Source organism: Bradyrhizobium sp. B039 (assembly GCF_038965675.1).
Lineage (GTDB): Bacteria > Pseudomonadota > Alphaproteobacteria > Rhizobiales > Xanthobacteraceae > Bradyrhizobium > Bradyrhizobium diazoefficiens.
The window spans coordinates 1,478,589-1,496,368 of sequence record NZ_CP152416.1 but is presented as its reverse complement, the minus strand read 5'-3'; the positions used below and the strand labels follow the sequence as shown (position 1 = coordinate 1,496,368).

Sequence of the window (17,780 nt, the reverse complement as noted above, 5' to 3'; positions counted from 1 at the left end):
GGCAAGCTCATAATGTTTGCACGCTGAGCCTTCGCGTTGCGCATTTGTCCCCCTCCTCCAGTGGCGCGGGAGTTCAGTAATCCCTCTTGGAAGGTGATTGTGTCGGCCTCACGTGGCCAATACCTTAAGCCGGGCTCGTTCGAGCCCGGCTTTTTTTCTGCCCAATTCGGCATTCGCCTTCCGCGTGTATTGACAGTTCCACGTATCGCCCGCATCATTTGCGAATGATCACGAAGTCGTGCGCAATCGTTTCGAAAAAGGGCCCCCACCCGGGGACCTCGGATTTTTGCGCGCGCTAACTACGCTTCGTCATCGCAGCAAATCCCGAAAACCCCGCCACCTGGACGGGGTTTTTTCATGTGCCCTCCGTCTCAGGTTTTTTCCCGAGAAGGAGACTGGACATGACCGACCTGCGAACGCATCTGCACGGACTCTGGCTGCCGCTGGTGACGCCGTTTCGCGATGGCAAGCTCGACGAGACGTCGCTGCGGCGGCTGACGCGACATTACAGCGGACAGGCCGTCGACGGCTTCATCCTGGGGGCGACCTCCGGTGAGGGCATGACGCTGCGGGACGCCGAGCTCGAACGCCTCGTCGCCATCGTCCGCGACGAGATGGCGGCCGGCCGCCGAGCGTTGCCTATCTGCCTCGGACTGTCGGGCGCGGACACCTCGCGGCTGAAGGAGCGCCTTGATGAAACCGCGGACTGGCCGATCGACGGCTATTTGATCGCGAGCCCCTATTACGTGCGGCCGTCGCAACGCGGACTCCTGGCGCATTTCGAAGCACTTGCCGACCACGCCGCCTGGCCGCTCGCGCTCTACAACATCCCCTATCGCTGCGCGGTCAACATCACCAACCAGACCATGCTGCGGCTCGCCGAGCACCCCAACATCGTCGGCCTGAAGGATTGCGGCGCCAGCCGCGAGCAGTCGATCGCGCTGCTGCGCGACCGGCCGGACGGTTTTCGCGTGCTCACCGGCGAGGACGCGAACTACCTCGAGGCGCTCACCGACGGCGCCGATGGCGGCATCGTGCTGTCAGCCCATGTCGAGACCGCGACGTTCGCGGCCGTGTATGCCGAGCTGAAGCGCGGCAACCGCGACGCGGCGCAGGCGCGTTGGCAGGAGGTCGCCGAGCTGACGCGCCTGTTGTTCACCGAGCCCAGCCCCGCGCCGGCCAAGCACTGGCTGTGGCGCAGCGGCCTGATCGACAGCCCCGAAGTGCGCCTGCCGATGGTGGAAGTCAGCAGCGAGCTCGCCGCTACGATCGACCGCGAGATCGAGCGGCGGATGAAAGTCGCGGCGTAGCACCACCCTCTTCACCTCACCCGCACATGGCCTTTCGAACGAACCGGTTGGCTCCGGTTCGAACGGCTGCGTGCTGCCCGACGCAATCTCAGTGGATATCAACCCATGCGACCTCACCGGTGGCTGTGCGCCCTCAAGGCCCTCTGGCAATTCCTGTCATGCGCGGACGGCTTCACATGGGCCGACAAATATCCGGCGACGGCCTGGCTGCGCCGCGACATCGGCCTGAGCGAGGAGGTCGTGACGCGGGAGTGGAATCGGGTCGACGAGATCAGGCGCGAATACAGCGGGTGGGTTTAGCGCGACGCAATCTCACCTCGTGCACGCTGCCTTCCCTTCTCCCCTTGTGGGAGAAGGTGGCGCGAAGCGCCGGATGAGGGGTTTCTCTCCGCGCGCAAACTGTCCGTGGGGAGGGAAACCCCTCACCCGTCTCGCCGCTTACGCGGCGAGCCACCCTCCCCCACAAGGGGGGAGGGTAAGAGACCTCGTGGTTAACCGCGCCCCAATCGGCTTCGCATCCGCCGCATGGCGCATCCACGTCTCGTTTACGCTCTGGCGCCTATCGTTTTTCTCAAAAGCCTTCCAAAGGGGGAATGACCATGGGACGTCGCGCCCGGCCTACGGCCGCACAGCAATTCGCGCCCGCCGATCTTTTGCGGGGAATCCTGGTGGTTTCGTCGTTCGGGTTCTGGGCGGTGATGCTCGGCCTGATGCCGGTGCTGCTGTTTCGGGTCTGGCTCGTCGGCTGACGAGAACGCGCGCGGATGGTTAAACCCGCGTCACAAATGCGTTCAAAATGCGAGCGGCGCAGCAACCCGGAATTTTAAAACATCTCGCGTAGCGTGATGCCCATAAGCGAAGAAATCGCGGGGGCGTTTGTGAATAGTCAGAATGAAATGGCGTCGCATTACGACGCACGACAGAGCTTTACCACCGAGGAGAGCTTCACCACCGAGGACATTCTCTGGGCCGCCGGCATCTGGTCGGTGATCCTGACGCTGTCGCCGGTCATCGTGTTCTACATGCTGATGGTGGCGTAGCGTTGATCTCGAGATTTCGGGTCTGGCGCTAGCGCGCCATCCCGGAATGACAGGGTGAGGCCCAAAACGCAAAACGCGCGGACGTCCGCGCGTTTTTCGTCCGGGGAATGATTTGTGAAAATTATGCCGCCTGCTTGTGCATTGCGCCGGATGCCGACGCCGTGCCGCGAATGGCCTTGACCGAACGCTCGATCGCCGCCCACAGCCTTGCAATCTCCTGAGCCGCACGGCTCTCGGCCTGATACTCACGCGCGCCTTCGCCGTGGCTGAGCGCCATCAACAAATCCGAACGATTGGTGATCTGACCGCCCCACACCGGAGCACGGAATTTCGCCAGCGCTTCGCGGGCGATGGTGACGATCGGGCTTTCGGCTTCGTCGCGCTTGGCCGGAGCACCGTTGAGCACGACCGCGTAGGGCTTGCGCGCCGCGCGGCACATCTGAATGGTTTCCTGCACCGCGTTGACGTCGAACACGCCAGGCCGCGCCGGAATGACCACCATGGTTGCGTTCTTGATCGCGTCGTCGACGACGGCCGAGAGGTTCGGCGGCGTGTCGATCAACACCCATTCATAACCGTCGCGCTTGGCAGCGGAGACGATGCCGCTGACGGAGTTCACGGCCGATTTGATCGGCGGTTCGTTGGTGCCCCGCAGCTTGTGCCACAGCGTGAGCGACCCCTGCGGATCCGCGTCCACGAGCATGACCTGTTTGCTCGCCTTGATCTGCGCGGCGAGATGTGCGGCCAGGGTACTCTTGCCCGAGCCGCCTTTACGCGATGCAAAAACAATAACGTTCATACCTTCGGCCTCCAGATTGACCCCAGGCTCCGAAAATGAATCACCGCGCTGATTCGGGAAAGAAAAATTTACCGGGAGTTGCTCTGCAGCCACGAAATAACAAGACGTGTTGGCTTTTGAGTCACACTGCTGCGCGCGACAAGACACGAACGGCAATCAAGAGCCTGCGATGCGCGCAATCGTTGGTTTTTTTGAGCAGCGAGAAGGGGAAAGCCGGAATGCAACCTTGCCGCGCAAACCGTCTCGCGACTCTTTTCGATCACGTGTGGCGGTAATTTCCGCAAGCAGGCGCGCAAGGCGCGCGAACAAAACGAGTCCGGTAGCTGTCGCGGAGCCGATGCCGCCAAGCGCGAAGCCGCGCTTCGCACGCCTGCCCGAACCGGAGTTTCAGGAAAGGAACGCAGCGGCCGCGCTCAGCCTTCTTCGGATTTCTTCTTCCTGGCCACCTTCGGCGCCGGCTTGGTGCTCTTCTTCGCCGTCTTGGGCGCGATGTTGGTTGGCTTGCCGGCGCGGGCCTGGCCCGGCTCGGGTCCCTGGCGGAAGAACACCTTGCATTGCGGCGAGAGCTGCGCCTTCTTCTGGATCATGCAGGCGGTGATGGCATCGACGTTCGGCACGAACTCGCCGCACAGCCGCATCGCATCCGGCGTGCAGGCCTGCTGCTCCTCCTGCGTGTAGGCGAAGCCGGCGCCGGGGTGGACCAGGACGGCCAGAGCAAGCCCCGACGCGGCAGCAAGAGCGGACTTCCTGAAGTGAAAAGCGGGCATCGATCCCCCATATGTCTGGTCTTGGCCGAGTGTGGGTGAACCGCCGTTCGTTGGCAACGAGGGCGGAGGCGAAACCCCGGACGTGTGCGCTCTCGGCAACAGGACGGGCCTTCTCCTCCGCTGTCGTCACCCGGCTTGACCGGGTGACCCAGTATTCCAGAGACGCCTGACGTTCCCCGAGGAGCCGCGGCGTACTGGATCCCCCGCCTGCGCGGGGGATGACTGCGGTGGGTGGGAAGGATTCCGGCCAACCCTTTGGCAAATCTGGCGAGATCAGGTTTCCGCCGCTGGCCCCGGGACCCTCAAAACAAAAACCGCGAAAACAACCCCATGCACAGTAGCCGGGGCCTTGATATGCCCAGTGAAATCGCCTCTTGCGGATTTTACGAAGCGGTTTTGACTCGTCGGGCAAAACAGGGGCATGATGGCATCATCGAGAGTGCGTGGGGTGGTCGGCTGATATCCCCGTGAGGAGAGGGGGCGCATGGCCACCGTGTTGATCGTCGCGCCGGTGTTTGCCCTGATCGCATCAGGCTATGCCGCGGTGCTGTTTCGCTTCGTCTCCGAGACCGCGCACAAGGGCATCTCCGAATTCGCCTTCAGCATCGCGATCCCTGCCCTGCTGTTCCGCACCATCGTCGTCTCGGAATTCCCCGACGTCAGCCCCTACCGGATGTGGGGCGCCTATTACGGCGCCCTCGCCGTCACCTGGATCGCGGCGCTGGCGCTCTCGGCCCTGCTGCGCGCGGGGCGCGAGGACCGCGAGGACGGCGTCGTGTTCGCGATCGGCTCGGTCTACGGCAACATCGTGATGCTCGGCATTCCCCTGACGCTCGCGGCGCTCGGCAACGAGGCGGCGGGGCCGATGGCGCTGATCCTGTCGGTGAACACGCCGCTGCTCTGGCTCTGCGGCATCCTGCAGATGGAGCTCGTCAGCCGCAAGCGGAGCGGCTCGGCGCTGACGATCATCTGGCCCGTGCTCGCGGATCTCGCGCGCAACCCCTTGATGCTGGCGATCGGCTTTGGCGTGGTGTGGCGCTTCACCGGCCTCGGCCTCAATCCCGTCGTCGACCGGACCATCGAGCTGCTGGCGCAGGCGGGATCGCCGGCGGCGCTGATCGCGCTCGGCATCAACCTGTTCCGCTTCGAGGTGAAGGGCGAGATGTCGAGCGTCGTCGTGATGAGCGCCCTCAAGCTGCTGGCGATGCCGGCGGCGGCGTTCGTGCTGGCCAAGCTGCTCGGCCTGCCGCCGACCGCGGCCGGCGTCGTCGTGCTGTTCGCGGCAATGCCGACCGGCGCGAACGCGTATATCTTTGCAGTTCAGTATCAGCGGCTGGTGAACCCGGTGTCGGGCGCGGTGGCGCTGGGCACGCTGCTGGCGGCGGTGACGTTGCCGGTGGTGGTGATGATGGTGGCGGGGGTGAGGTAGGTCGCGCCGACAGACGTGGTTTCCGTTAGGCTTTCAGGAATCGTGACGGAAGCTCGACCCGACAGATCGAGGAGCATCGTCATCGAAATTGTATGACCTTCAGGTTATGAGCCTCACTGCCGAAAGGGCTATTGAACAAGCTGGCCCGCGCGCCAGGCCATCTCCCAGAAGTCTGCCTCGAGTCGGGTGGCTTCCTTGAAGATCGCAATCAGCTCTGCCTCGCGGGCCGGCGTGGCGTAGAGATCGGCGAGATGCTCCATGTGCGCCCGCGCCTTGGCAGCGACCTCCTGGTACGGCGCGCCGGCGTACTCGGCGATCCAGACGCGATAGGCGTTCGTCGCGGCGTCCGCATCGGGTCGCGAGGCGAGCCGTGTGGCGATCTCCGCGTACCCGATCACGCAGGGAGCAAGCGCCACCTTGAGTGCCAGCAGATCGCCGCGCATTCCCGCGTCGAGCACGTAGCGTGTATAGGCCAGCATCTCGGCCGCCGGAGGGGTCTGTTCAAGGTCTGTCGGGGACAGACCCCAATCGGCGCAGAGCTTCACATGCAGGTTCATCTCGACATCAAGGATGGCCGAAAGGCCGGCCGCTGCTTCACGCATGTCGGCAAGTCTGGGCGACTTGTAGACCGCGAGCGCGTAGGCGCGAGCAAACTCGATGAGGAACAGGTAGTCTTGAACGAGGTAGTGACGAAACGCCGCTTCGGGGAGCGAACCGTCTGCCAATCCGTTCGTGAAGGGATGCTCGGTGTAGGCCCGCCACTCAAGGGATGCTGCTGTCTTGAGACGCTCGAAGAAACTCACGATCTTTTTCGCCCGGCTTGCTTGTCCATGAACGTCCTTGGCTCGCTACCGATAGCGCATTGCGAACCGACGAGCTACGGTGACCGCGGACAAAACTGGCTTTGAGCAGCGTTGCGGATGGGGCGCTCCCCGCGTCGAGAGTTTTGTGCACCGTCACCGTAATGCGATCCGGCCGGGATTCCGCCGCTGCCGGTGCCGGAGAACATTTCGGACCGCCAGTTCTTCCAGCAACTCGCGCTATCGAACATCATCACGACGGCCGAGGCGTTGGCAGCGGTCAAGACGGGCGACATCCCGGCGCCGCTAATGGCCATCGTGAGCGCGATGCCGGCCGATCAGCAATTCAACGCCGAGATGCTGCTCTCAGGCGCCACGGTGTTTCAGCGCAGCCATCCAATGACGGCGGCGATCGGCGCGGCCTATGGCTCGAGCGATGACCTGATCGACGCATTCTTTCGGGCCGCCGCGACGCTGTGACCGGAGAAGATTGACGGGGAGGAGGCTCCTAGGGGGCGCTCGGCGGCGTGCAGCATCCCGGCGCGCAATAGTTTTCGGGGCGTCCTTCGGCGCGGCCCTTCCAATAAATCGCGCTGCACTCGGCAATTCTGAGATTGACGTTCGACGAGTAGAGCTTTTCGCCGAGTTTGAGGCAGACGGCGAAGGCGAGCAGGCAAATCACGAAGAGTGTGGCAATGCGCCAGTCGTTATCGCTGTCGCCGGAATGATGCTGCTGTTTCTGGTCAATGCAATTTGACATCGGCAATGTTCTTCCAAAATCGTCAATGTTTTTCCAAATGCGAGAGAAAATTCTGACACCTAACCGCTGATTGTGTCAACCGGAGGCTGTGCGCGGTTTTGCAGTGCGTTAACAACTCCTGATCGGGCCTTATGCCCGGAGTCCAATGAAAGGCCGCCCCTATCGGGCGGCCTTTCGCATTCGAGAGGGGGAAATCCATGTTTTCGAGGGATGTGCTCGACGCGCTGGTCGCGGCCGCAAATGCCAACGCCACGGTGTTTCAGCGCAGCCATCCAATGACGGCGGCAATCGGCGCCGCTTACGGCTGGAGCGATGCCCAGATCGACGCCTTCTTCCGGACCGCGGCGGCGCTGTGACCGGAATTACGGTGACACTGCACTAAACTGAAGTCGCCTGACGTCGTGCAGTTTCGTGCACTGTCACCGTAATGGCATGAAAGGCGCGGCCGATCTCCATACCCAGGTGCAAGAACCTCGGCTGGCCGACCTTCCCCAAGGGGCCTTTTTTCTTTGCGCATATCTGGCCACACGCAAAAAACCGCCAAGGTCTCCCTCGACGGCTCGTGCCGTTGCATTTGAGTAGAGGTACTGCGTCGAGCGGTGCTCGAACGCAGCCCGTGCTTGCTCTTATTTGGACGCACACGACCTTCAATGAGGCCGGTGGGTGCGTTGCCACTGTGTCGGGCCAACGATCCCCGATCCTTATCACATGTGACTGGCGGCGACGCTCTTCAAGCCAGCACTGCTGTCCCGTTCGATGAAATGGCAAAGGCAGATTTTCCAATTAAGTCGCTGCGCTCCAGCCCGCTGCGCGGGAGCCAGAGGCGAGAGGTCGGTAGCCAGTTGAAAGGATATTGGTAGCAGTGGAGAGCCCCGTCCCTGAGAATCGAGGCGTAGTCAACCTCACTCAGGAAGGAGCTCGGCGCCAAGCTCACTGACCGGTGGCCGCCGGCAGCACTAAACCGAAGTCGCCTGATCTCGTGGAGTTTCGTGCACTGTCACCGTAATTCAAGCGCCACCTTGAGTGCCAGCAGATCGCCGCGCATTCCCGCGTCGAGCACGTAGCGTGTATAGGCCAGCATCTCGGCCGCCGGAGGGGTCTGTTCAAGGTCTGTCGGGGACAGACCCCAATCGACGCAGAGCTTCACATGCAGGTTCATCTCGACATCAAGGATGGCCGAAAGGCCGGCCGCTGCTTCACGCATGTCGGAATACGGTGACAGTGCACTTAATCGATAACGACAATTCTTTTCCGACTGTGTCGCGGCTCGACCAATGCTTACTCAGCTGCATGAGCAGTACTTTTGCGGCCGCAAGCACTTCACGTTCGGGGATTCGCCCATGATATCCGCCAAGGGGCCGCCACCGAGATACCGGCGCAATGATTAGGTGTCTGGTGCGACACGCGCGCGCGAGAACCACGCGCGGGCGTCGCTACGAAAGAGCAGCACCACGGCGACCACCAACAATAGATATCCGGTGTGAAAGAGGATTGCCGCGACAGCGTTGAACCGGAAACGTTCGTCGAAATCGATGATGACGCTCGGAATTCCGATAATGACCATGACGAGACTGATCCAGCGAGCCCAATTCTGTCGCTTTCGCGCAATCAGCCAAATCCACAACGACTGCCCCGCGATGGAGCAGACGAACATGATCGGATAGCCGATCGGATACAGATTGTAGTACTTGGCAAGGCTGGCGGGATTCGCAGCAGCCGACCCCAAGCCCGTGACGAGCGCCGCACCAGCCAGACGCTCGTACCAAATGACACTATCCGGACGGCTTGCGGCCCCCACTTTCTCCGAAGCTCCACCAGCCATTCACCACCCCGACACGACCGACGAGCCTCGGCCTAATCCGAAGACGATAGCGCACCCAACCGCAACCGGAGAAGCCGGTTGAGACACATGGTATGTTCAATCTCTGATCAAGGTGGCTTGGCTGCAACAGCTTGAGTACGGATCTATTCAACAAGCTGCTGGCTGATCCGGGAGGACTGGTACAGTTGGGTGGGAACCCCCAACCGCCAGCCTCAGCATTGATAAAACTAGCGAATTTGCAGCCGCGATAAGACCTTTTGTAGCAACGTTTTGTATTTTGCAACATCGCGTTGGTGAGCTTAGTCGCAGCTACGATTTTGCCACCACTCATTGTGGAAGTTGTGAAATCGCCATCTTCTCAATTGTCGATTTGCTGCTGGAAAAGCGGGAGCTTAATTTCATCCTGCTCTTTGGCAGACCCATAGTTCCTCACGGCGGAACGGAACGCCCGTTCAAGCTCACCTTCGAACGCGGGCCGCATTCGAGTTATGGGATTGGAAGTCCAAAATGGCCCCAAGTTTCTTCTAGAAGCTTCGACACAAAGCTTCTGAACCTCCTGCTCAATCCAGTCAAAGAATTGCTTGGCAATCGACTTCCGGATTTTGAAGCGTCGCACAGTATTCTGCTCCGCGTAGACGCTTTTCATGCCACCCTTTATTTCCTCCCAAACTTGGTCGCCATAGATAAAGGTGTCAAAGATCACGGTCTCCAAAAACACTAGGCGTCCAAGCAATTCGCGCACGATGTAGCCGCACAGCCTGGTCGGCACCAAGACACTTTCGCTCGAATACTCTTGATGGGAGCGGGAGAAACACACCCTTGCCTTTATCAAGTCGGTGATAATCTTATTCGTGATACGGCTACTAAATCCCATTCGTTCCAAGCTGGATATGATCTCACTTGCTTCAATGCCTTGGAATTCCTTTGTCGTGGCCGCAGCTATTAGCGCCGACATAACGTACACCCTAAGGAACTGACTTTCAGAACGACCGGTTTTCGCATCGAACGGATTAAGAATTGGCGAGAACTCATCGCGGTAGATGGACTGGTTGCCAAACATTATTGCTCTGATAGCCTCGTGAATCGGGAAGTCGTAATGACCTGTCTTTAAGAACGCTTGATAGGCCCGATAGGAAGTCGAATACCCGAACTGGAGAAATTGCTTAGTCATCCGGAGGGCAAGTCGAACATCGCCAGTCGCTGAAACTTCGATTAATTGACCGACATCCGTTCCCAAAACACTCGCGCTCAACATATCAACTACGCGCGACGCATCTGACACTGTGACTTTTGCACCTCCATCAGAAACAACCTCGAAGGTCTTATCCTTCAACAGGTGGTTCGCGATTGTAAATCTCTTCGAGAGAACCGACTGAACATCTGGGGGGTCAATGTAGATGGCGTCAAATGTGAAAGCGTCAAATACGGCCGATGAACGGTTCTTGACGTAAGTCGCATCGCGCATCGCAATCACGAGGCTCAAGTTTGCTTCTCTAGCAATAGCAACAGCATCTAGAAATATTGCGTCTTGGATTGTTGTCTCCTCAACCTGGTCAACGTTATCGATGACTAGGAAGCACGCCTGTGACTTTGATGCATAAGAAAGAATTCTTCTGCAGTAGGGCGCCCCCTCTTCGTATTCCTTGAGGAGAATTTTTCCTATCTGCTCATCCAATGCAGCCTTGTTGGCTTTCAGGCCGCCCAAGGGCCCTCTAGTCAGATTAGCCACTTCTTCTTCGTATGCCGGAGCGATTGTCGTTTCGTAGTCACCCAGCGCGGGGTGAGCCTTTATGTAGTTAAGAATGGCCTCGAAAATGTGAGTTCGAGGCGAAAGCGTCTTTGAAAAATTTCGAAAGTCTACATACAACCAATGCGCCGCGGGCGGTTTCTTGGTTTGATCAAAAAATGCCTTGCCGCTGATCGTCTCCACATATCGGAGGAATGTCGTCTTTCCTGCGCCTACGAGCCCCAACGTCAAAAGCGCCAGAGGCTGAGCTTTGACCTTCACAGAGGTAAACTTAGCTCCAACCCCTTTCGCACCATCTCGGCCAACAGGACGCAGCGGGCGTGACCTCAACACTTGATCGCGGCGGACAACCGCATTTGCTGTAGGCACGTTATCGACGCTGAGGGCAACTGCCCGCCCGCTGACATCTTCATCGTGTTGCCGCAGGATGCCATGGGGGAATCCGTGTTGGACGCCATCAAGGCGGACATGCCCGGTATCGCCGTGCGCCAGTGGGACTTTGAGCTAGATCCGCCGAAGGGAAGGAAGCCCCGCGAAAGCTCACACACACGGCTCATTTCCTATATGGAAGAACAGCCGGTCGGGACCGTGTCCCTCACGGAGATCCAGCGCTCTCTAAAGCTCACCAGCCTCAAGAAACTACGCGAGACGCTCAACGCGGCCGATCACCCTACCACTCAGGCGCTCTCTGATATGGGCGTGAAGTACGTAGCTGGTGTCGGGCGGGGATCGAAGAGCTTCCTGATGAAAGCTATTTGAGAAGGCAACACCGCCCGCCGGCCCGAGTTGTTCATTCCCGTGCCCCCTCGCGTCGGAAGGAGCCCTGCTATGTTACCCCCGTATTTTTCCCAGTATCTCTTTTGCCCTGATTCGGTTTCTTCCCGTACTCAGCGCACAACGCGTTTTCCGGAGAAGTAAAATGTCTATCGGTATGAGCGAATTGGCCGAGAAGCTTGAACGACTTGAGAAGCAGTTCAATCACTACAAGCAAGAGGTTGAGAAGGCCGTAATCGGACTCAACGAGCGAATCAAAAAGCTCGAACAACAAGCCAAGTAGCGGCGAGCGACGGCTCACCGAGGCGAAACTTGAAAATTTCGGCCGCACCAAAGGTTTCCAGCAGGATCCCTCGGGTGCGGCCTTTCGGTTTAAGCAAAATCTCTCTTGCATCGTCGGGCAAAACAGTGGTTCATAAGGCGCTGGCTCTAACTGTGTAGAGAGGAACCAGCATCATGGCGGATGAAGCAGAAGTCCCTTCCGAGCTGTCCAAAATTGCGAAGCTCAATGGGGACTTCCGAAGGAACTACGGCACACTACTCGGCGCATTTCTCTATTTGCGTTCAATTAGTGCCGCGCGCGGCCGCTCTTGGTTTTGGGCTGGTTTATTTTCGGTCGCTTGCTCAGCGGTGCTGGCATGGCTCGGGAAACACGGCTTTTCTTGGTTAGGCGCCGGCTGAGAGATCGGGCCAATTGGTGCGCCGTGTCGAACTGCTCTATCGCGCGCTTGGTTCGTGCTCTTTCCGAAAATCTTATTTGTTGTCTCTCTTGTCCGGATGTTGGCAGCAACACGTAGTCTAGGACCGACTTATTGTCCTCGGCCAGTCGGATAGTCGCCCTTTGCCCGTCTCTCGAGGACCGATAGCGCGGGCAACAGGTTGTCGCTGACCGCGTCAACGAACAGTCCATAGGCGGTACCGTTCAGGGCCTTGCCCTCGCTGGCAAGGAAACTCGCTGTGCGCGCCAGCTCAGCCACGTGCGGGCGCACCGCCTCACGAACCTCGGGCGCCCTCTCCCAGTCGCAGTGCGGGTCTGAGCTAGGATCTTCCTCGTAACTGTCAGGAGCCTCGTTCCGCAGCACATCCCAGACGAAGTGGTCGGCTGTCTCCCGCCAACGCTTTGCCGGGCCGGGATCATCCTCATGCTGCTTCACGAACCAATTGTACCATCGGCCCGCGAGCGCGATTGCATTGAGCTTGGTGAGTGGCTGGCCCTCGCCATTCCTTTGGGCTCGCAGGGTGGCGATGCGCGTCTCAACCTCGGCCTCCCACTCCCCGAGGCGGGCCTTCGCTTCGTGCTTGGGAGTGTCGGCTGGAAGCTTGAGGTGCGCCTCGCGCTTTTGCCCATAGAGCCGCTGGTAGTCCTTGCGGACGTCCTCGGGGATGCCCTTGCGAGCAAACCACCGTCCATCCGTTGCTCGGTTCAACGCGACCATACGCAATGCCATTTGTAACGCCTTTTGTATTTTAGGCGGCACAAATCCACTTGGTCTATCAATAAGATGCTGAGAATGCGGGGTTATCCGCAGCGGTGGTACAGTTGGGTGGGCTCGAACCACCGACCTCCTGTTCCACAGACAGGCGCTCTAACCAACTGAGCTACAACTGCATCCTTGCGAGCCGCCCCTGGGGCTACCTGAAAAGGCCGGTCACCGAGGGGGGCTGGACGGGGCGGAAACTAGGTGCAACGGCCGTTTTTGGCAAGGCCGCAAACGGGCGGAATCCACCCTCAAACGACGTTATTTGCAAAGGAAAACCCGGGCCTGGGCCCGGGTTTCTTGTTATTTGGGCATGATCTTATCCGAAGACCGCTGTGCACTTCGCGCGCGGCCCTTCGGGTCCGTATCAGGCCCTGATCAAACCGGCCTCGTCGCTCAGGCGGCGGGCGGGTAGAGCTTCGAGGCGCTGGCCTTGATCGGCTCGGCGGCGGCGGTTGCGGCGCGCTGGGCGATCTCGGCGAGCTCCTTGGCCTGGGCCTGGAAGGTCTCGAGCTGCTTTTTGCCATGGCTGCTCCACAGCGCGAACGCATCCGACGGCGACTTCACGCCGAGCAGCTCCTGGGTGAAGTCCAGATGGGCGGTCGTATTGGCCTTCATGAACTCCATCAGCTTGGCGGTGTACTCGTTCGCGCCCTTGCTGGCGGACGAGAACACGGCCTCGATGGTGCCGTTATGGCTTTCGGCCGCGTCCTTGAACTTGGCGTAGCTCTCGCGCGCCTGCGAAACGCCCTTTTCGGCGAACGCACGCACCTGCTCCGGCACCTCGAACGGGATGATGGAGGCGGAGAATGGATCAGTCGCACCTGTCATTGTTGTCCCTCACGATCATGGAAAATGGAGTGAGCCTTCTGGCGCGCCCGCCGGCCAACCGGGGCCATCTGTTGGCGGGTACGAAGACTGGATACGCGTAACGAAAAAGATGGCTCGTCCAACGCCCAGCATTATCCCTGCGTAACATGTCAACATTGTGCAGCGCAACGCGATCCGGGGTGCGCGGGGAAAATTTAATCCCGGAGAGGATGAGGTTCCGGGGTACGGGAACCCGTGGTTGAGGTGCGCTTCGTCATTCCGGGGAGCGAGCGGAGCGAGGGAGCCATGATGCGCAATTGCGCATCTGAGAATCCATCGGGCTACCGGAGATCGCAGGGAATTGGATTCCGGGCTCGCGCCAAGTGGCGCGCCCCGGAATGACATCCCCCGGAGGGGCTCGCGTGCTTCGGCCGGGCCACACCCATGCCGCGCGCGAATCCTGCGGATGCAGCGGCTGCGTGGCTTGCGGGGGCGGCCGGATTAAGGTTATCGCGGCTTTAGGGCTTCCCCCGTAGGCTGGGGCCGTGGACCTGCCCGCGCCCGCGCGCGATACTAACCCTTTCTTAAGGCTGTCATTCCCGGCAGCCCTAAGGCTAGAGGCGTGACAGCGAGACCAAAAGCCGGTTGGATGAGTCATTCGGATTTCCAGTTGCGAGGCGTGGGCGATCCCCGGCTGGCTGTGCATGCGACCTCCCCGCTGCCCGTGTGGCTCTGGTCGGTCGACGGTGCGCGCGTGCTGTGGGCCAATCCGGTCGGCGCAAAATTCTTCGGCGCGGCGCATGCCGCAGTGCTGGCGGAAAAGACGTTCGGCCCGGCCGACAGCCATCGCCGCCAGGTCGCCCGGCTCGCCCGGCAGCTGCCGGCGAGCGGCACGGTGCGGCTCGAACGTCTGCGCGGCTTCGGCGCCCGGCTCGGAACGCTGATGACCTGCGCCTGCACGCGGCTGACCTTCGCCGATGGCGGCCAGGCCGTGCTCGTCACCGCGATGGACCCTTCGGTGCGCACCATGCCGCTGATCGAGCGCCTGCATCGCCTCGTCGCGGGCGCCAAAATGCCGATGGCGGCGTTCGCGCCCGACGGAATGTTCGTCGGCGCCAGCGAAGCCGCCCGCGCCCTGCTCGGCTTCCGCGATCTCGGCGAAGCCGGGCTCGAGCAGGCCCGCAGCGATGCGCTTCGCAGCGGCCGCGCCGAGACGCCGATCGGCATCGGCCAGATGGTGCTGCAACGGGTCGGCCTCGGTGCCGATATCGGCCTGGTCGCGCTGATCGAGCCGGCCGCCGCGCAGGCGGCAGCGGCGAGCGATGCCGCGCCGGCCGCGTCCGCGCCCGCGAGCACGCCTGACGTCACGCCCGCGGCGCCGGCTCAATCCACGCCGCAAGCCGCCGAGGCGCCGAACGAGGCGCCGCCGTCGAACGAGGCGCCGGCCGCTATCGCGATGTTCGACGCCTTCGCCGAGCCGGTCGAAACGCCCGCGGCGGCCGAGGCGATCGCGGCCGCGCTGCCCGTGAGCGAGGCGGCGCCGGAGATCGCAACGGTCCAGGAGACTGTCGAAGAAGCCGTCGCCGAGACGGTTGAAGAGGCGGCCCAGGAATCGGCTGAAGAGCCGGCTGACGCGCCGAAAACTCCGGTTGAAAACCATTCCTCAGCCATTGTGTCGCCGCAGGCCGCCCCGATCACTACCGGCATGGTCGAGCCGCCGTCGGGTCCCGCAGAGACGCCCGCGCCGCATCAGCATCCGCTGCGCTTCCTCTGGCAGATGGATGCAGAGGGCCGCTTTGTGCTGGCGTCCTGCGAGTTCATCCGCCTGATGGGCGCGCACACGGCCGCCGGCTTCGGCCGCCCGTGGCGCGAGATCGCCGAGGAATTCTCGCTCGACCCGGAGGGGCGCGTGGCGCAGGCGCTGGCCAGCCACGACACCTGGGCCGGGATCACTGTGAACTGGCCGGCCGATGGCGGCGAGCATCTGCCGGTCGAGCTCGCGGGCCTGCCGGTCTACGACCACGCGCGCAATTTCGCCGGCTTCAAGGGCTTTGGCGTCTGCCGCGATCTCGACGGCCTCAACCGGCTCGATGCGCTCCGGCGCTTCGAGCTGCTCGCCGAACCGCCGGCGCAGCACGGCCTGTCCGCCGACATCGCCGAGCCAGATCCGGAGCCCGTGGCAGAGGCGCCGCCGCCGGCCGAGCCGCCTGCACCCGAGCCTGAGCCCGCACCCGAAGCTGAACTGCCCGCCCCCGCCCTCGACGCGAATTCACATCCAACCGATCCGGAAACGCCAGTGGAAACGCCTCCCAACGTCGTGCCGTTCCGCCCGCCCGGCGATACCAGATCACCTGGTGATCAGAGATCGCCGACGCTGACGCCGATCGAGAACAGCGCGTTCAACGAGCTCGCCCGGCAATTGTCCGAGCGCCTCGAACGCGAGCGTGAGACGATCGCCACCGCGACGACCGAACCGCCGGCGGAGAGCACGCCCGAACCGCTGATCGAGGCGCCGCCGCACGCGCCGGCCGAATGGCTGACCGAGCCGGCGCCGCCGGCGCGCGGCCACAGCACGCGCGACCGCGCGCTGCTCGACCTCTTACCGACCGGCATCCTGATCTATCGGCTCGACCGCCTGCTCTACGCCAACCCGGCGTTCCTCGCGCGCATGGGCCATGCCAGCGTGAGCGCGCTGGAGAATGCCGGCGGCCTCGATGCGCTCTATGTCGAGCCGGGCGTATCGCCCGCCAGCAGCACCTCGCAAGGCGGCACGCCGGTTACGATCAGCGCGACGCTTCCCAACGGCGAAGAGCCGCTTCCGACCACCGAGGCGCATCTGCACACGATCGACTGGGACGGCGAGAGCGCGCATGCGCTGGTCTGCGCGCTGCCGGCTGCTGCGCCTGTCGTTGCCGAGCCTGTGGTCGCGCCGTCCGTCGTCGCCGAGCCTGTTGTCACTGAACTTGTCGTCACCGAGCCGCTCGTCGCAGAGTCCTTCCCCTACGCGTCCGAGCTCGAATCCCAGGCCGGCGATGCCGACGCCGAGGATCTCGCCGCGATCCTCGACACCACGGCCGAGGGCATCGTGATGTTCGATGCCGAAGGCAACATCCTCGTCTGCAACCGCAGCGCCGAAGCGCTGTTCGGCTACGACGGCGAAGCGCTGCTCGAGCAGAACCTGGTGTCGCTGTTCGCGCCGGAGAGCCAGCAGATCGTCGCCGACTATCTCGAAAGCCTGAAGAGCCAGGACATTTCCAGCCTGCTCGATCACGGCCGCGAGGTGCTTGGGCGCGAGAAGAAGGGCGGCGTCATCCCGCTCGCCATGATCATGGGCCGCACAAGGCCCGACGGCCCGAACTTCTTCGCCGTGTTCCGCGACCTCTCCCAGAGCAAGAAGGGCGAGAGCGAGCTGACGCAGGCCCGCCGTCTCGTCGACGGCGCGGCGAATGCCAAGGCCGACATGCTGGCGCGGATCAGCCACGAGATCCGCACGCCGCTCAACGCCATCATCGGCTTTGCCGAGGTGATGATCTCCGAACGCTTCGGCACGCTCGGCAACGAGCGCTACGGCGAATACATGAAGGACATCCGCGCCTCCGGCGAGCGCGTCATCGCGATCATCGACGATTTGCTGGAGCTGTCGCGGATCGAGACCGGCAAGCTCGACCTCAACTTCGCCAACCTCAACCTCAACGACCTGGTCGAAGCCTGCGTCGTGGTAATGCAGCCGCAGGCCAATCGCGAGCGCATCATCATCCGCACCTCGCTCGGCCATGCGCTGCCGCAGGTGAGCGTGGACGCGCGCGCGATGCGGCAGATCACCATGAACCTGATCTCGAACTCGATCCGGCTCGCCAGCGCCGGCGGCCAGGTGATCGTCTCGACCGCGCTCAACGATCGCGGCGAGGTCGCGCTTCGCATCCGCGACACCGGCCACGGCCTTAGCGAGCGCGAGGTCGCGGCCGCGATGGAGCCGTTCCGCACCCCGCCGCCGGGCGATGCCGAGGACAATTCGGCGCTGAGCCTGTCGCTGACCAAGGCGCTGGTCGAAGCCAACCGCGCCCGGTTCAACATCAAGAGCGCAGGCCACGGCACGCTGATCGAAGTGGTGTTCGCGCCGGCGCTGGCGCGGGCGTGAGGCTCGGCGAAATCAAACCCAGTCGACTGGGCGAGGACCACCTCTCCCCAGCGGGGAGGTGGCGCGAGCCCGCGGTTCGACCGATCGAACCAAGCGCGAAGGCTCA

19 protein-coding genes, 1 tRNA gene and 1 pseudogene are annotated in these 17,780 nt (G+C 62.1%); 11 read left to right on the top strand and 10 right to left on the bottom strand.

Annotation, left to right across the window (positions count from 1 at the left end):
- The first annotated feature begins 401 nt into the window (after positions 1-401).
- The 4 genes from AAFG50_RS07050 to AAFG50_RS07035 all read left to right on the top strand — a co-directional run bounded on the left by AAFG50_RS07050 (position 402) and on the right by AAFG50_RS07035 (position 2,350).
- Positions 402-1,310 carry a 4-hydroxy-tetrahydrodipicolinate synthase gene (locus tag AAFG50_RS07050; protein WP_028172836.1) on the top strand — a complete coding sequence of 303 codons (909 nt, stop codon included), beginning with the start codon at positions 402-404 and terminating at the stop codon, positions 1,308-1,310.
- Between the two features lie 105 nt (positions 1,311-1,415).
- On the top strand, positions 1,416-1,610 hold the full coding sequence (locus AAFG50_RS07045) for a hypothetical protein (RefSeq protein WP_028172835.1): 195 nt from the start codon (positions 1,416-1,418) through the stop codon (positions 1,608-1,610).
- Between the two features lie 299 nt (positions 1,611-1,909).
- The gene (locus AAFG50_RS07040) at positions 1,910-2,059 is read left to right on the top strand and encodes a hypothetical protein (protein ID WP_165448175.1); all 150 of its coding nucleotides are present in this window, start codon (positions 1,910-1,912) and stop codon (positions 2,057-2,059) included.
- A 147-nt stretch (positions 2,060-2,206) separates the two neighbouring features.
- The gene (locus tag AAFG50_RS07035; protein WP_231166629.1) at positions 2,207-2,350 is read left to right on the top strand and encodes a hypothetical protein; all 144 of its coding nucleotides are present in this window, start codon (positions 2,207-2,209) and stop codon (positions 2,348-2,350) included.
- A 121-nt stretch (positions 2,351-2,471) separates the two neighbouring features.
- On the opposite strand, the gene AAFG50_RS07030 is transcribed toward AAFG50_RS07035, so the two are convergent.
- Both AAFG50_RS07030 and AAFG50_RS07025 read right to left on the bottom strand, forming a co-directional pair.
- Positions 2,472-3,149 carry a ParA family protein gene (locus tag AAFG50_RS07030; protein ID WP_027547672.1) on the bottom strand — a complete coding sequence of 226 codons (678 nt, stop codon included), beginning with the start codon at positions 3,147-3,149 and terminating at the stop codon, positions 2,472-2,474.
- A gap of 413 nt (positions 3,150-3,562) precedes the next feature.
- Positions 3,563-3,916 (bottom strand): hypothetical protein, encoded by a 354-nt coding sequence (locus tag AAFG50_RS07025; RefSeq protein WP_028172833.1) that lies wholly within the window; start codon positions 3,914-3,916, stop codon positions 3,563-3,565.
- Between the two features lie 484 nt (positions 3,917-4,400).
- On the opposite strand from AAFG50_RS07025, the gene AAFG50_RS07020 reads away from it, so the two are divergent.
- A complete protein-coding gene (locus tag AAFG50_RS07020; protein ID WP_028172832.1) occupies positions 4,401-5,345 on the top strand; it encodes an AEC family transporter in 945 nt (314 codons plus the stop codon).
- A gap of 128 nt (positions 5,346-5,473) precedes the next feature.
- On the opposite strand, the gene tenA is transcribed toward AAFG50_RS07020, so the two are convergent.
- On the bottom strand, positions 5,474-6,148 hold the full coding sequence (gene tenA, locus AAFG50_RS07015; RefSeq protein WP_039187068.1) for a thiaminase II: 675 nt from the start codon (positions 6,146-6,148) through the stop codon (positions 5,474-5,476).
- A gap of 192 nt (positions 6,149-6,340) precedes the next feature.
- Here tenA and AAFG50_RS07010 point away from each other — a divergent pair, with 192 nt between their 5' ends.
- Positions 6,341-6,625, top strand: a complete 285-nt coding sequence (locus AAFG50_RS07010; protein ID WP_028172830.1) for a hypothetical protein — start codon at positions 6,341-6,343, stop codon at positions 6,623-6,625.
- Positions 6,626-6,653: 28 nt separating this feature from the next.
- On the opposite strand, the gene AAFG50_RS07005 is transcribed toward AAFG50_RS07010, so the two are convergent.
- Positions 6,654-6,905 (bottom strand): hypothetical protein, encoded by a 252-nt coding sequence (locus AAFG50_RS07005; protein ID WP_028172829.1) that lies wholly within the window; start codon positions 6,903-6,905, stop codon positions 6,654-6,656.
- Positions 6,906-7,102: 197 nt separating this feature from the next.
- Between AAFG50_RS07005 and AAFG50_RS07000 the strand changes: the two genes are divergently transcribed.
- A complete protein-coding gene (locus AAFG50_RS07000) occupies positions 7,103-7,261 on the top strand; it encodes a hypothetical protein (RefSeq protein ID WP_122975533.1) in 159 nt (52 codons plus the stop codon).
- Positions 7,262-7,914: 653 nt separating this feature from the next.
- Here AAFG50_RS07000 and AAFG50_RS06995 read toward each other — a convergent pair.
- From AAFG50_RS06995 to AAFG50_RS06985, 3 genes and pseudogenes are all read right to left on the bottom strand, one after another.
- Positions 7,915-8,115 (bottom strand): annotated as a pseudogene (locus AAFG50_RS06995) (thiaminase II); the annotation flags it as partial.
- 174 nt (positions 8,116-8,289) lie between these two features.
- Positions 8,290-8,727, bottom strand: a complete 438-nt coding sequence (locus AAFG50_RS06990) for a hypothetical protein (protein WP_053815164.1) — start codon at positions 8,725-8,727, stop codon at positions 8,290-8,292.
- 358 nt (positions 8,728-9,085) lie between these two features.
- On the bottom strand, positions 9,086-10,735 hold the full coding sequence (locus AAFG50_RS06985; protein ID WP_342714158.1) for a hypothetical protein: 1,650 nt from the start codon (positions 10,733-10,735) through the stop codon (positions 9,086-9,088).
- A gap of 72 nt (positions 10,736-10,807) precedes the next feature.
- Here AAFG50_RS06985 and AAFG50_RS06980 point away from each other — a divergent pair, with 72 nt between their 5' ends.
- The 3 genes from AAFG50_RS06980 to AAFG50_RS06970 all read left to right on the top strand — a co-directional run bounded on the left by AAFG50_RS06980 (position 10,808) and on the right by AAFG50_RS06970 (position 11,929).
- Entirely contained in the window at positions 10,808-11,233 is a 426-nt protein-coding gene (locus AAFG50_RS06980; RefSeq protein ID WP_342714157.1) for a hypothetical protein, read from the top strand.
- A gap of 160 nt (positions 11,234-11,393) precedes the next feature.
- Positions 11,394-11,531 (top strand): hypothetical protein, encoded by a 138-nt coding sequence (locus AAFG50_RS06975; protein ID WP_156149872.1) that lies wholly within the window; start codon positions 11,394-11,396, stop codon positions 11,529-11,531.
- Between the two features lie 173 nt (positions 11,532-11,704).
- Complete coding sequence (locus tag AAFG50_RS06970; RefSeq protein WP_342714156.1) at positions 11,705-11,929, top strand: hypothetical protein; 225 nt, start codon at positions 11,705-11,707, stop codon at positions 11,927-11,929.
- Between the two features lie 128 nt (positions 11,930-12,057).
- Here the strand turns inward: AAFG50_RS06970 and AAFG50_RS06965 are convergent, their stop codons facing one another.
- The 3 genes from AAFG50_RS06965 to AAFG50_RS06955 all read right to left on the bottom strand — a co-directional run bounded on the left by AAFG50_RS06965 (position 12,058) and on the right by AAFG50_RS06955 (position 13,557).
- Positions 12,058-12,696, bottom strand: coding sequence for a hypothetical protein (locus tag AAFG50_RS06965; RefSeq protein WP_342714155.1), 639 nt, complete (start codon positions 12,694-12,696; stop codon positions 12,058-12,060).
- 84 nt (positions 12,697-12,780) lie between these two features.
- Positions 12,781-12,857 (bottom strand) — tRNA-His (locus AAFG50_RS06960).
- A 265-nt stretch (positions 12,858-13,122) separates the two neighbouring features.
- On the bottom strand, positions 13,123-13,557 hold the full coding sequence (locus tag AAFG50_RS06955) for a phasin (RefSeq protein WP_011090130.1): 435 nt from the start codon (positions 13,555-13,557) through the stop codon (positions 13,123-13,125).
- Between the two features lie 628 nt (positions 13,558-14,185).
- On the opposite strand from AAFG50_RS06955, the gene AAFG50_RS06950 reads away from it, so the two are divergent.
- On the top strand, positions 14,186-17,674 hold the full coding sequence (locus tag AAFG50_RS06950) for a PAS domain-containing protein (RefSeq protein WP_028174710.1): 3,489 nt from the start codon (positions 14,186-14,188) through the stop codon (positions 17,672-17,674).
- Positions 17,675-17,780: the final 106 nt, after the last annotated feature.

What these genes read in the sequence shown, in the direction of transcription:
- AAFG50_RS07050 (WP_028172836.1), top strand. Translation starts at nt 402, where the DNA reads ATGACCGACCTGCGAACGCATCTGCACGGACTCTGGCTGCCGCTGGTG.
- AAFG50_RS07045 (WP_028172835.1), top strand. Translation starts at nt 1,416, where the DNA reads ATGCGACCTCACCGGTGGCTGTGCGCCCTCAAGGCCCTCTGGCAATTC.
- AAFG50_RS07040 (WP_165448175.1), top strand. Translation starts at nt 1,910, where the DNA reads ATGGGACGTCGCGCCCGGCCTACGGCCGCACAGCAATTCGCGCCCGCC.
- AAFG50_RS07035 (WP_231166629.1), top strand. Translation starts at nt 2,207, where the DNA reads ATGGCGTCGCATTACGACGCACGACAGAGCTTTACCACCGAGGAGAGC.
- AAFG50_RS07030 (WP_027547672.1), bottom strand. Translation starts at nt 3,149, where the DNA reads ATGAACGTTATTGTTTTTGCATCGCGTAAAGGCGGCTCGGGCAAGAGT.
- AAFG50_RS07025 (WP_028172833.1), bottom strand. Translation starts at nt 3,916, where the DNA reads ATGCCCGCTTTTCACTTCAGGAAGTCCGCTCTTGCTGCCGCGTCGGGG.
- AAFG50_RS07020 (WP_028172832.1), top strand. Translation starts at nt 4,401, where the DNA reads ATGGCCACCGTGTTGATCGTCGCGCCGGTGTTTGCCCTGATCGCATCA.
- AAFG50_RS07005 (WP_028172829.1), bottom strand. Translation starts at nt 6,905, where the DNA reads ATGTCAAATTGCATTGACCAGAAACAGCAGCATCATTCCGGCGACAGC.
- AAFG50_RS07000 (WP_122975533.1), top strand. Translation starts at nt 7,103, where the DNA reads ATGTTTTCGAGGGATGTGCTCGACGCGCTGGTCGCGGCCGCAAATGCC.
- AAFG50_RS06990 (WP_053815164.1), bottom strand. Translation starts at nt 8,727, where the DNA reads ATGGCTGGTGGAGCTTCGGAGAAAGTGGGGGCCGCAAGCCGTCCGGAT.
- AAFG50_RS06975 (WP_156149872.1), top strand. Translation starts at nt 11,394, where the DNA reads ATGTCTATCGGTATGAGCGAATTGGCCGAGAAGCTTGAACGACTTGAG.
- AAFG50_RS06970 (WP_342714156.1), top strand. Translation starts at nt 11,705, where the DNA reads ATGGCGGATGAAGCAGAAGTCCCTTCCGAGCTGTCCAAAATTGCGAAG.
- AAFG50_RS06965 (WP_342714155.1), bottom strand. Translation starts at nt 12,696, where the DNA reads ATGGCATTGCGTATGGTCGCGTTGAACCGAGCAACGGATGGACGGTGG.
- AAFG50_RS06955 (WP_011090130.1), bottom strand. Translation starts at nt 13,557, where the DNA reads ATGACAGGTGCGACTGATCCATTCTCCGCCTCCATCATCCCGTTCGAG.
- AAFG50_RS06950 (WP_028174710.1), top strand. Translation starts at nt 14,186, where the DNA reads ATGAGTCATTCGGATTTCCAGTTGCGAGGCGTGGGCGATCCCCGGCTG.